This is a genomic window from Psychrobacter sp. PG1, assembly GCF_014897815.1.
GTDB lineage: Bacteria > Pseudomonadota > Gammaproteobacteria > Pseudomonadales > Moraxellaceae > Psychrobacter.
On sequence record NZ_JABUZG010000053.1, the window covers coordinates 15904 to 29222 of the forward strand.

Sequence of the window (13319 nt, forward strand, 5' to 3'; positions counted from 1 at the left end):
ACTTATCGCCAAACTAACTTGTCTAAGGTTGGTTTTATTATCGTGAAACCATTCGGATGAGCGACTGAGATAATGTGTTGTTTAGATGATTTATTGTGGTGCTATTCGTTGTTGTACTAAATGAATCAGCGACTGTATCGTCGAGCAGGCAATCAACGCGTAAACGTCTATATAAATTTGGAAGTGAGCGTTGATTTTCTCTTTAATGGCAGCCAGTTGTTTGGGTCTAATGCCTAACGTTTGCAGGTCAACAGTTAGGTAGTCCTGTGATTTTGGTACAACGGACGCAAAACATTCGCTAATATATCTTGTAACCGCTGTTAGCGTTGTATCTGGTTTGGTATGATTGGACTGGTTTGTTGTCGCGGCTTTAGTGACCACACTAGGGGTCAAAGACTTGGTGGCCGCTTCATTATCATAAAGGCTGGATTGAGCCAAATTTTTTATCAATGTTCTATCAGCTTTACCGTTGGCGGTGAGCGGTATACTTTCTACATGTAACCATTTGGAGGGAATATGGGAGCTCGGGAGCTCATTGTTTAAACATTCTCTAAATTTTTTAGCAGAAATAGCCTGATGGTCTTTTGTCTGATAAACAGCCACCAGCTCATCTGTATCTAGCTTGGCATTATGCGTGCATAAGACGATGGCCGAGGTAATGTTTTCCAATTTCGCTATGGATTGTTCTACATCTAAAGACGCAATACGTACCCCTCTCACTTTCAGATAGCCTGCGTGTCTGCCCGAAAAGATGATATTGCCATCTTCACGTAAGTACCCTAAATCACTTGTCAAAAATCCGAGTTTAGTCTGCCCCTCACTGTCGGTAATATTAACGAAATCAGACTGATCTAATTTTTTATTTTTTAAATAGCCGTTAGATAAGTTACCGCCCGTCATACATATCGTGCCAACAACGTTATAGGGGCAAACCTGTAAGTCATCATCGACAATATAATGTTCATTATTTGCCATGGCTTTCCCATAAGGAATGACCTCTATATCCTCTTTTTGGATGTTATGCCAAATGTTCCAAATGGTTGTTTCGGTAGGGCCGCCTATAGAGTAAAACTGTGCATGAGGGATTAGCTCTCTGAGCTCTTGGATAACGTAAGGCTTAATATAATCACCGCCTAATGTAATATGGCGGATGGACTGTAGCTGCGAAGCCGTAGCACAGGTTAGCAACATATCGACAATCGCGGGCACGCTAGACCAAAACGTAATATGATGAATATCGACCAGATTGGCCCAATCAATGGCACTTTTAGCTTGGGTGGGTGTGGGCAATACCAGTGTCGCACCGACAGATAATCCGCCAAAGATATCAAAATTGGACATATCATGATGAAAAGGTGTCACCGCCATGACGACATCTGACTGATTTAAACGCCATGTTTTTACCGATTGTTCGACTACATTTGCTGTGGCAAGGTGGTTTAGTACCACGCATTTGGGAGTGCCTGTACTGCCTGAGGTATATAGATAGTAAGCTGGCGTGGTATCTATAGTATACTGATGATTGAGTGTGAGATTAACAGCAGTAGCAGTAGCAGACAAGATATTGTCAATATCAAGCCATTTAATATTATCTGCAATATCCCAATCTCCTTCTAGCGCTTTACTAGAGCCGATGATGGCATCTACATTGCTATTGTCTAAAAAGTATTGGATTCTTTTAGTAGGGGCTTGGATATCAATAGGTACCCAAATCACCCCTTGGAGCGCACAAGCCAAGAGGCTATAAATAAATTCAGGACTTCTATCGAGGCAAATAGCCAAAACCTGGCCACGCTTTATGTTGTTTTTCTCTAGCGCTTGGATAACCTTTGCCACCTCATTGCCTAACGTTTCATAATAGATGGCTGTATCGCCAAATATAATGGCCGCTTTATGGGGTATGGTTGTCCATAAATTCGAAGATATCTTACCTAGGTAGTCCTCTATAGCCACGGTGTCTGTCTCATGGTCTGTTTTGCTAGCAGGCGGTGAGTTGTCTGAAGTCAAGCTATTAGCCGTCATAAAACTATCAACAAGAGCTTTTGATAAACGGTCTACCGCAGCGGCATTTAAAAAGATAGTTTCAAGGGTAGCCGCAAATTGCTCGATAAAACTCGTAGATAATGCGTCAGTGGCGTAATCAAGGTCCATAACAAGACGGTTGTCTGCGGATAATGAAAGACGAATATCAAGGGCTAATTGTGGCGTCTGGGTGAGGCCAGAATGGTAACGAACGCCATGTGTTTCTAAGGTGGGTTCGCGCCAAGATAATCCATTAGTAATAGCAACAGGTAAGCTTATAATTTTACCTGTTTGCTTAACCAGCAGCTTACCTAACTCAATACCAGAGAATGACGCATGTTGCATGGCGGCTAATATGTCTTGTTGTACTGATTTAGCATATACAGATATCTGCTCTTGGGGGTTATATCTGCTTTCAAGAACAATAAAAGAGGAATGTGTGCCTAAGGTATTAATCATCGCTGAATTCGATATTGGCAGTGACACTATTATCTCATTGGTTGCCGTGTAATGAGATAACGCCATAAGAATAAGGGTGGTTAACAGGCTATTTGGTAATAGTTTGTCTTTAGCCGCTATTGCTATTAAATCCTTGTAATCTTGCCCATCAATTGAGATGGTTTTTCTACTATATTGAGCACAGCCAGAGTCAGAACGATAGATGCTATCTAATTCTTTTTCCCAAGGCAGTTGCATGACGGTGGTTATAGGTGCTAGCTTTTGTTGCCAATATTGTTTATCAACGTCTTTATTGTCATAAAGGATAGACGCCTTATTGTTATTTTGTTGGAGGGTATGTTTGCTTGGATGTTCCTTAATAGCGTCTTTATTCTCACTAAAGGCGTCTAGTATAATTTGATTTATGGCATAACCATCAAATGTTAAACCATCAAAGCTTGTAAAAATAATAGTTTCTTTATCGGATTCATTATCTTCTTTAGCGTTGGCGGGCAGGTTGAACAACCAGAATTTCCATAGTGGCTGTTTCAAAAGGTGCTGATAATGGGAATAACGCGCTCTTAATTGTTCGTAAGTGTGTTGAGCCTCTATAGGACTGCTATCGGATAAGTCGATAACCTCAAACTGACTGTCTCCCGATTGCCAAACGTTACTTTGTAGTTTTTCAGCATCAATCGTGGTGCGTAATACATCGTATTTATCCACCAGTCTTTCGAGGTTCTTTTGTAAAGTCTCAGCATCTATGTTGCCTCTATACTCCCTAAAATCATGCATTGCTAAGCCACTAAGGGGTAAAATATTTTCTCTTGCTAATAGATACGCTTTTTGTAGAGGATTTAAAGAATCGGACCGTGTTAAAATCATACGAGTTCACCTTCTATTACTGATAAAAATGCAGTAGCAATCGGCATTGCCGTTTCGGGTTTTTTTTCTTCAACCAAACTGCCAAGGTTGCTGGCTGTTCTCTGGATAAAAATATCTACAATAGTTAAATTAGCGTTTTGGAAATACTGATTAATGGCATTCACAAAATGGGTGGCCGTGAGAGAATCACCACCAATATCAAAAAAATCGTCCGTTGCCGCAATCTCGGACATGGCTAAGCCAATTATTTTAGAAGCTATGTAGACAATGACATGCTCAACGGCGCTATTAAATTGCGCTTTTTCTTGCAGTTGATTAGAAGAGAGGTAACTTGACAGTAACCGGTCAACATCTACTTTATAACTATCAGACACTGGGAATTCATCAACGGTCTGATAAAAATGTGGCATAAGATAAGACGGGAGCATTTCTACTAATTGTTCAGTAATATAGTTATTGATGAGTAGGGTAGGCGTCGAATCGGCAATTAAAAAGGCAAATAGTTTTTCGGCATGGTAACAGACACAGACGTTGGCAATACCGTCTAATCTGCGTATCTTATCTGCGATTATTTGTGTCGGTATGAAGCAACCTTGACGCTCTATATAGGAGTGATAACTTGTATATTGTTGAATCTCAAATGTATCATCGTAATAAGCCAAATCAGATTTTCTATGCACTTGTCGCATGTTGTGATCGGTGTTCGATGGTGTCTCACTCCTTTGAGTTGTCAGGGGTTCTTGAGTCGCCAGCGTGCCTATTACCCAAGCCGGACAAGTCAATCCTAATTTATTATAGATGGGGATATGAGGCAGGGGCGGACTAATTATTGATTTGATGCTGTTAGAAGTGGCTAAATGAGTATCTAGCGTGTGGAAAACATCTGTCAAGGCGTCATCTGTCTTTATCGTACCCGCTACAAATGCTTTGATAGCATGGATATAGTAGTTGAACATGTCAGTTGCACTATTGCCTTTAAAGGCATCGTGGCGTATGTCCCAATTAATCACAAGCCTACTATTTAGGTAGGCAATTTGTGCGTCCAAATCAACTTTTGGCCCTTGGGAAACACAATATACGGGCTCACCAAAGGTTTTTTGGAAGTTTTTTGAAAAAATTTCTTTAGAGTCTAATAAGGAAGAAAAGACAATAGGGGAAATTTCATGCTGATGGGTGAAGTCTGATAAGTCTCGAAGGACATGAATACCCGAATAAGCCGTATGTTCTTTTATAGCGCTTAATTCATTATGAATCTGTTCATAAGTCTCTATAAGAGACTGCTGACCACTTAGTGCTATATTTAATAAAGTAAACTCTGAAAATTCACCAATCACATTTTTTAAAGCATCAGGTTTGTTAAATAAAGGGTAATTTAAACGAAAATAGTTATTTGTCGACCATCTGCCGATACTTAAACCAAATAAGGTTAACAATATCTCTGACATACCTAAAGATTGTGAGACGGCAAAAGCGTGTAGAGACTCGGTTTCTTGCGCTGATAACGTATGGCAGAGACTGTTAGTTTCGATAACCTCGCCTCTGAGTCCCTCAGCAATACGCGGTAATTGGGGTATGGGCGCAATAGTATCTAATCTACCTTGCCACCACCGTTTATCTGCTTCTACCTTTGTACTATGAATAGCGTTGTGTTTTTTTTCGTTGAGATAGTCAAAATAAGCGGTGGGTTTAGCGTCCGCTTGATGCCATGGTGGCGATAATTCATTATGGTGAGGGCTATTATTGTTATGAATGTTATAGCTATTATAAACAGTGCTGAGATGTTCTAAAGCGGTAAGCAACGTCACGGGGTCAACGCTGATCATATCGACATCGATATGTAAGTAGGTTTTATGATGAGGTAGGACGCTCACGCTAATAGCAAAAACCTGCCCTTGGCTGATGTTAAGCTTTTGATGAGCAAAGGTGCGTCTTTTTTCTTTTAAAAAGGCTTGTATCTCTGCGGCAGACTGCTTGGTTAAGTCATCAACATGGATGACGTTATCAGGATGATAAAAATTTGCAAATGATTGCTTGCCTTGATTAGAGACTTGAATCGTTAACATGGGGTGTTGTTGAATTAGCTCTAGAACCGATGTTTTCAGATGACCAATACGAAGAGTTGGACTATCAAATTCCAGATAAATATGCGCCGACATACCTTCACTTTGTCTGCCTACCCAATACGCATACTGCATGTTAGAGAGTTCATACTCCTCGTTATCAGAAGTGGCATACTTATTTTCGATAATGCTTTGAGAAGATGCTGACCCATTATCGCTGACTGCTTCCTCGCTTGTCATATTTGTAGGGTTTTTTGCACCCTCAATTTCATGTTGGATAATTTGCAACCATGAATCAACATTAGGTTCGGTCACAAAGTCGATATAAGAAAACTCCTTATTGTATTGTTCGCTAAAGGCATCGACAAGTTCCATCACAATTAATGAATGTAAACCAAATTCGATAAGATTATCGTGCGTCTCTATATTTTCATTTTGCAGGACTTGTCTAACCTGCTCTAGCAAATCACATTGTAAGTTCATAAAGCTACCATATTTATTGTTGTATTTGTTCGGTATTGTTTATTCATATACCCAGCGTGGCCCCACCATCTATAACGATGTCATGCATGGTTATATGGGCAGCGGTAGGCTCAAGTAAGAAAATGATAGCGTTAACAATATCTTTAGGATTAGCGAGTTTTTTGAGCGGAATACCCACTTTATAATTAGCGTGATCACCATTAATGGTATAGCGTATATTTGCCTCACTATCTAAACAGTTATCCCAAAGACTTGTTAACATAGGCGTCATCGTAGAGCCAGGCGAGACTATATTCACCCGAACATTGTATTTCGCCAATTCAAGACCAATGGCTTTCGCAAAATGGGTAAGCGCAGCTTTTGTCGCACCGTACGCGGCCATGCCTACTCGCGGTGTTCTTCCAGCGTTTGAGGAAACAATAACAATACTGCCTTGTTGTTGTTGTCTAAAATGCGGTATTAAATAGTACATAAAATAAAAAACAGCATCGACATTTATGGCAAACATCTCCCTCCATTGTTGGCTAGTGATATCCTCATGCTTATCGGTGTACATAACGCCAGCCACATAAGCAACATATAGCGGTGGGTGCGTGGGTAACAGCTGTTCACATAATGCGCCAATTTGCTCTTCACTGGTAACATCACAAAGATATAAGGACAGTTTAGGATGCTTAATGATTTTTGATATGTTATCTAAATCTCTATCCAAACCTATTACGTCGTAACCTTTAGCAAGCATAGATTCAGTTAACGCCAGTCCGATACCTTGATTTACCCCAACGATCCATATAATTTGTTGTGTCATAACAGTCACTTATTGATATCTATTTCTACGAACGAATAATTTCAGCTGTGGTTACTACTTTTCCTAGATTGCGTTGCACATAATTTAAAGCGAAAATATGGTCTTCTCTAGAAAAGTCAGCGACGGCATCTTCGACAACAAAAGGCTTTATATTGTCCATAAATGCCACAGAAGCAGTTTGTAATACGCCGATATGCGCATATACACCGCAAATAATGATTTGGTCTTTTTTCTGGTTTTGCATATCCTCGCCTAGCTGAGTTCTATAAAAGGCGCTGTAACGCCATTTTTCAAGAATAATATCATTGTCTTCTGGCGCTATTGAGGCAGTGATATTTTCTTGACCTAATTTATCGGGTTCTGTCAACCCTTTTCCCCACATATCTGTTAATAAGCCTCTATCTTCTGTAGATTGTTTTTGGGGCTGCGCTGAATAATACACTTGAACATTATGGTCTTTCGCCCATTGTTTTAACTGTTTTATATGCTCAATAACAGAGGCAATAAGCACGCTATTAGCACCATAGAAGCTTAAGAAATAGTCTTGCATGTCATGAATCAATAAGACTGTTTTATTGGCATCTATGGTCCAATTCACTTTTGCTGTTGGATACTCATGTTGCTGGATAAGCTCGTAATTATTTATTTTGCTAATGCTCATAAAAAGCCTTATGCCGTAGGTAAAATGAATGGTGAGGGCATTCGATAATCAATCTATTTGTTGTTTTTAGTCACTTTAATGGCGGATTAACTGGATTATGTCAGGGGCGTATACGCGATGTTGATTAAGTTATTCATGTAATGTAAACACATTTAACATCGTTTCTAGCTTTTTTTGGGTTTCTATCCATTCTGAGTCTGGACACGAGCCTGCAACAACACCAGCACCTGCATATAAAGACATATGATTACTCTCTAAAAGCCCACAGCGAATGGTCACTAACCATTCACCGTTGCCTTGCGTGTCCATCCAGCCAATCAAACCGCTATAAAATCCACGCTCATACGTCTCTTTGCTTTGAATGAACTGTTTTGCCTGCTCTGTCGGGGTGCCACATATCGCGGGGGTGGGGTGGAGGTTTAATGCTAAAGTAAGCGCATCGGGGGCGTTGTGTCGCAAGGTGCCATTGAGCACTGTGGAGAGGTGGAGCATGGTGGAGGTTTCTAAAATTTCTGGTGTTTCTGTCACCGTCAAGCTAGAACAATAGGGCGCTAAATGGCTCACTACTTTATCGACAACCAAACTGTGCTCGCGTTGATCTTTCGGCGAACTTTTTAGGATTGTTTTATTTTTTAGGTCTTGTTTGAGGTTTTTGGTCAGTGCCAACGACCCCGCCAAGGGGTTACTTTTTACGCGGTGCCCTTCTTTAGATAATAATAATTCCGGACTTACCCCGACGATTGTTTCAGTATCCGATACCGGCACCGCAAAGGTATAAGCTTGCGGGTTTTTTTCAACCAAGATTTTAACCAAACTCGCAACGTTTGGCGCACTGTCTATTTCTAACTGCAACATACGCGATAGGACAACTTTACTTAACGCGGTTTTTTCAATGGTGTCCAAAGCGTGTTCTACCAGTTCTTTGAAATCTTGTTCGGACACCGAGCTTTTAACTTGGTGAACGTTAAATTCTTGTGGCTTACTATCAAATAAGTCATCGAGACAGCTTTTTGTGGATTCAGTGTAAAAGCTTAAACTGGAGTTTTGCTGCGTATCAAAAGGAATAGCACCCATTAGGATAGGGTTTGGGTTGCCTGCTGCTATTAACCTAGAAAACTCATGATCAATGTGGTTTTTTAGGATGGCAGTATCTTTTGCTGGCGTTGCTATACAGGACACAAGTTGACTGGCGTGAATTTGGTATTTATCGGCAATAAAATAAGCGTCATTTTGGGTAGATATTTTATTATTTCTATAGTTGCTGGGGGCGTATGTGCTGTTTTGGGATGTTTCTTTAACAAAACGGCTTCTTTCTTCTTGAAGAGTATTAAACATTGTTATGCCTTTTTTAAATTGTAGTTATTATCTTTTCTTTATTTTTCTAAAACAGATAAAATTGCATCAGAGTTAAGTAAAGAGTTTCTTAACCAGTGAGCAAACATATCTAGATAAGTCTACTAAAAAAATTCCGATGTTTTTTTAAACATTCCCAATCATACGTCGTCACTTTTTTCGTATTTTTTAATACTTAAGTTGAACGTCTCGTTTATTTATTGGTTATATTTTTTACCATGTACAAAAATGAACTATTGTTCATTAAAAATACTCTCATTTAATTTATTGTGGACGCAGACGATAGTAACGACTGCAGGTTTTTTAAGCATTCGGGGATTATATATACAAAAGATTTTTATTTCAATGTTAATGATAATAATTATCATTAACATTACAATTATCATTAACAAATAGCAACATAGACCTAGAATAATCAGCTGTCTAGGCAGACACTCATATATAATAATTATTATTGTAACTTTATGTAAAAATGTGTATAAAATAAATTTTTTAATAGTTATGAATATAAATTTAGTTGTCAATAACATATAAGGTATTGATATTTAATAATATTTTGCATAGTAAGAATATTTTTTTTGGGTGATTTTTTAAAATCTTAGATATTTTCGGTTTTAAGCAGAACCGCCAATAGGTTAGCGTTATTATGAGGTTTAAATGGTTTTATCATTAAAAAAAGCGATGAATAGCAGGAAAAATTAATGTTGCTAGGGCGTGTCCCTAATTGGAAAAAGCGCATATATCTTCTAAAATAAAGCATGCATTTTAGAAGATATGAGGCAAATAACTAAGATGGCCAGACAAGCATTAACCGATAACCTTTGGGAACAGTTACAGGTAACTATGGCACAGCATGGTTGCTATCAAAAAGAAAAGAATCGCGAGGTTATGGAAGCTATTCTCTGGAAACTCCGTACAGGCGCTCCTTGGCGTGACATACCTAAAGAGTTATGCCCGTGGAAAACTGCTTATAATCGTTTTAATCGATGGTCAAAGACTGGTTTGTGGCAGAATTTTTTTTGGCTTACGAAAGGAAGTTGATACGGAATAAGTATTCATCGACGGAAGTTATATACGGTGTCATCAGCATGCAAGTGGAGCTCGGCTTGGTGAATGTCGAGCAATTGGACAAAGCCGTGGCGGAGCAACTACAAAGATACATTTATCCTGTGATGCCGATGGATATCCGCTCGATTTTAAAATCACTGGGGGTGAAGTCCATGACAGTCAAGTTGCAGGTGAATTGATTAAAATGATTGGACAAGCTGATTGCTGACAAAGGCTATGATTCAGAGTCTATTAGAGACAAAGCTCTAAGCTGCGATATGATACCCGTCATTCATAAAAGAAAGAATGCCAAACACCCTAATCCAGAGTTTGATAGCTATTTGTATAAACTGCGTCATCTTGTTGAAAATATGTTCGCTAGACTTAAGCATTTCCGCAGTATAGCCACTCGCTATGAAAAGTTAGCTCGTAACTTTAAGTCAATGCTTTACTTGGCCTGCACTATCATTCATTGCAAAATAAATTGAGGACACGCCCTAGTTACTTTACTCAGATAATAGGTTATGATAATGATAATTATTATCATTTTATAGTTAGTGATTTATTTTTAGGCTATGGATGGTAGAAACGTTCTTATGAGGTATAAAAATCTACTATGTAACGACTCATCGCTAAGAATTACACCGTTATAAACGGGGTAAACTGCAGGTTATTTTTAAGAGCAGGCAGCATACAAACCATAAAAATATGCCAAAATAATCATTAGGGGTAAGTGAAAAACGTACGAGAGCATACTGGGTTAAAGAGCCAAAGAACGCTAACAAAAGGAAGAAGAAAAGGCTTTATATTTATAAACTTATATTTGTAGATATAAAGCCTTTTAGCAAGTAATCGGATGAGGCGACAACATACATATTCCAAATATGTATCGCTAATGACCACAGATATTTACGATTAAAACCTTATGCTATGGTCGTAGTGATGCGAACCAAAAAACAGTGTTCTAAACTAAAAAATGAGTGGAATGAAGGGGTGGACTGTTATGAATAGTCTTATATGGATTGTTTTAAAACACGTATTATTAAATGAGGGATAACACCCGATATGTATTGCTTAAGCCATGGATATAATAAATATAACTTTATATAAGATCCAAATAAACCATACGCCACACATAAAATGATAAACCAAATAAAATGATATTTTATTTAAAGGGAATAATGATGTTTGATATTAATACGTATTTACAACATGAAAAATGGAATAAAATACTACGACTCTCTGAGACCAAATCGTCGCCTTTTTTGGTGGTAGATTTGGACTGTATCCAATCTAACTATATGGATATGGTCGGGCTATTTCCTAGATTTAATATCTATTATGCCATGAAAGCAAACCCTGCCCATGAAGTGATTAATCTGCTTAAGAAGATGGGATCGTATTTCGATTGTGCGTCTACTTATGAATTGGATAAAGTTTTAGAAAGCGGCGTACACCCCGATAAGATATCGTATGGCAATACGATAAAAAAGATAGAAGACATAGCATATGCGCATAGCAAAGGGGTGAGATTGTATGTGACCGATTCCGATGCCGATATAGAGAACATCGCCAAGTTTGCGCCAAACGCTAAAGTATTTGTACGTATCTTAGTCGATGGAGGGGACACCGCAGAGTGGCCCCTGTCGCGTAAATTTGGCTGCCACCCTACCATGGCCGTGCATCTTTTAATCAAAGCAAAGAAGCTCGGCTTAGTGCCTTATGGGGTTTCGTTTCATGTCGGCAGCCAGCAGCAAAATATTTCGTCATGGAATGAGGCGCTGGTTAAGGTTCAAGCGATATTTAAGCAATTACAAGAGAAAAACATTACGCTAAATATGATTAATCTTGGGGGTAGGTTTCCTGCTCGGTACAAAAAATATATTAACCCCCTGCAAGATTACGCTAACAGTATTAATCGTTATATAGATGAGTACTTTCCCAACTGTGAAGACCTAGAATTGGTTTTGGAACCAGGGCGCTCGCTCGTCGGTAACTCTGGGGTATTGGTCAGCGAAATTGTCCTCATATCGCATAAATCGCTCAGCGATAAAGCGCGTTGGGTGTTTACTGACGTTGGATTGTTTCAGGGGTTATTCGAAACCTTGGGCGAGGCGATTAAATATCCCATCTATACCACCGCTATGGCAAGCTCAAAGCAATGTGAAAGCGTGATTTTAGCAGGGCCGACGTGTGATTCCGCCGATATCATGTATGAAGAAACCATGTATCAATTACCCGTAGAGAATAAAATAGGGGACAAGCTGTATTGGCTAACTACAGGCGCTTACACCTATTCTTATTCCTCGGTTGAGTTCAATGGTTTTCCGCCGCTCAAAGTTCATTACTTAGAATAAAATTCTTTTAGATGGCTAGCTATTGAATACAGTTGGTTTTAGCTAGGTGACCTAATAGCCTTTATTTAAATTAAAGGAAAAATATACAATGCAGTTTATGAGTAATTTTCAGAATAAGATACATAACGATGACATCGGTCGTAAGTTTTCTAGCCTGCTAACTCCTAACGATTTAAAGTTACGCTATCCTTTAGCCAAGGACGATATAGGCAGAATTGCTAAACATAGAGAAGTTGTAACAAATATCATTCAAGGCACTGATTCGCGTTTGTTATTAATTTGCGGACCTTGCTCGATACATGACCCGGCGGCAGCCGTAGATTACGCCTATCGGCTAAAAGCATTAGCGCAAACAGTTAATTCAGATATCTATATTGTGATGCGCACCTATTTTGAAAAGCCACGTACCACTGTAGGGTGGAAGGGTTTTGTAAACGATCCAGACTGTGATGGCACCTGCAATATCGAAAAAGGGTTGTTAAAAGCACGGGAACTCTCTATTCTATTAACTAAAATAGGCTTACCCCTCGCTACCGAAGTCCTTGATCCTTATGTCTGCCACTACTTTGATGATGTTTTTAGTTGGGGTGCGATTGGTGCGCGCACCACCGAATCACAAATCCATCGTGAAGTAGCGTCTTCGCTGCAAGCTCCTATAGGTTTTAAGAATAGTACCAACGGGAATGTTGTAGTTGCTGTTAATTCAATAAAAGCAGCCTCTAAGGGACATCATTATATAGGTATCAACCAACAAGGTGATATTTGCAAAATCAAAACGCAAGGAAATACTTGTGCTCATTTGATTCTACGAGGGGGTAAGGTGCCTAATTATAGTAGTAAACAGGTTAAAAACTATGCTAATAAAATGCGAGAGTCAGGTGTTTTACCTGCTATTATTATAGACTGTAGCCATAATAATTCGAATAAAGATTATAGAAAACAACGCTTAGTTGCGGATTCTGTGGTGAAGCAAATAGTGGCAGGTAACCACTCAATTGTTGGTATGATGCTTGAAAGCAATATTAATGCAGGGAAACAATCTGTAAGCTCTGAGATTAAGAGTATGCAATACGGTGTGTCGATTACCGATGAGTGTTTAGATTGGCAAGCGACTGAAAAAATCGTACTCGATATTAATAAACAACTATCTAAAAGAAAGTAAGGTTATAGTTAAAGATAGCTCATATACATTTTATGTACGCGCT

At 39.0% G+C, this 13319-nt stretch carries 7 protein-coding genes and 1 pseudogene; 3 read left to right on the top strand and 5 right to left on the bottom strand.

Translation table 11 applies throughout. The features are described 5' to 3' along the window. Positions 1 to 90: 90 nt before the first annotated feature. From INT03_RS06295 to INT03_RS06315, 5 genes are all read right to left on the bottom strand, one after another. Positions 91 to 3345 carry an AMP-binding protein gene (locus INT03_RS06295; RefSeq protein WP_193008253.1) on the bottom strand — a complete coding sequence of 1085 codons (3255 nt, stop codon included), beginning with the start codon at positions 3343 to 3345 and terminating at the stop codon, positions 91 to 93. Beyond that, complete coding sequence (locus tag INT03_RS06300) at positions 3342 to 5888, bottom strand: condensation domain-containing protein (RefSeq protein ID WP_193008255.1); 2547 nt, start codon at positions 5886 to 5888, stop codon at positions 3342 to 3344. The genes INT03_RS06295 and INT03_RS06300 overlap by 4 nt, the downstream gene beginning before the upstream one ends. Positions 5889 to 5931: 43 nt before the next feature. Continuing rightward, positions 5932 to 6696 carry an SDR family NAD(P)-dependent oxidoreductase gene (locus INT03_RS06305; RefSeq protein WP_060490656.1) on the bottom strand — a complete coding sequence of 255 codons (765 nt, stop codon included), beginning with the start codon at positions 6694 to 6696 and terminating at the stop codon, positions 5932 to 5934. Between the two features lie 25 nt (positions 6697 to 6721). After that, positions 6722 to 7357, bottom strand: a complete 636-nt coding sequence (locus INT03_RS06310; protein WP_060490657.1) for an isochorismatase family protein — start codon at positions 7355 to 7357, stop codon at positions 6722 to 6724. Positions 7358 to 7486: 129 nt separating this feature from the next. Then, complete coding sequence (locus INT03_RS06315) at positions 7487 to 8692, bottom strand: isochorismate synthase MenF (protein WP_060490658.1); 1206 nt, start codon at positions 8690 to 8692, stop codon at positions 7487 to 7489. Positions 8693 to 9502: 810 nt separating this feature from the next. On the opposite strand from INT03_RS06315, the pseudogene INT03_RS06320 reads away from it, so the two are divergent. The 3 genes and pseudogenes from INT03_RS06320 to INT03_RS06330 all read left to right on the top strand — a co-directional run bounded on the left by INT03_RS06320 (position 9503) and on the right by INT03_RS06330 (position 13276). After that, positions 9503 to 10245 (top strand): annotated as a pseudogene (locus INT03_RS06320) (IS5 family transposase). A gap of 696 nt (positions 10246 to 10941) precedes the next feature. Then, entirely contained in the window at positions 10942 to 12114 is a 1173-nt protein-coding gene (locus INT03_RS06325; RefSeq protein ID WP_226950299.1) for a type III PLP-dependent enzyme, read from the top strand. Positions 12115 to 12211: 97 nt separating this feature from the next. After that, on the top strand, positions 12212 to 13276 hold the full coding sequence (locus INT03_RS06330; RefSeq protein WP_193008259.1) for a 3-deoxy-7-phosphoheptulonate synthase: 1065 nt from the start codon (positions 12212 to 12214) through the stop codon (positions 13274 to 13276). Positions 13277 to 13319: the final 43 nt, after the last annotated feature.

Excerpts from the sequence above, each read along its gene's own strand:
- INT03_RS06325 (WP_226950299.1), top strand. The coding sequence starts at position 10,942 with ATGTTTGATATTAATACGTATTTACAACATGAAAAATGGAATAAAATA.
- INT03_RS06295 (WP_193008253.1), bottom strand. The coding sequence starts at position 3,345 with ATGATTTTAACACGGTCCGATTCTTTAAATCCTCTACAAAAAGCGTAT.
- INT03_RS06330 (WP_193008259.1), top strand. The coding sequence starts at position 12,212 with ATGAGTAATTTTCAGAATAAGATACATAACGATGACATCGGTCGTAAG.
- INT03_RS06315 (WP_060490658.1), bottom strand. The coding sequence starts at position 8,692 with ATGTTTAATACTCTTCAAGAAGAAAGAAGCCGTTTTGTTAAAGAAACA.
- INT03_RS06300 (WP_193008255.1), bottom strand. The coding sequence starts at position 5,888 with ATGAACTTACAATGTGATTTGCTAGAGCAGGTTAGACAAGTCCTGCAA.
- INT03_RS06305 (WP_060490656.1), bottom strand. The coding sequence starts at position 6,696 with ATGACACAACAAATTATATGGATCGTTGGGGTAAATCAAGGTATCGGA.
- INT03_RS06310 (WP_060490657.1), bottom strand. The coding sequence starts at position 7,357 with ATGAGCATTAGCAAAATAAATAATTACGAGCTTATCCAGCAACATGAG.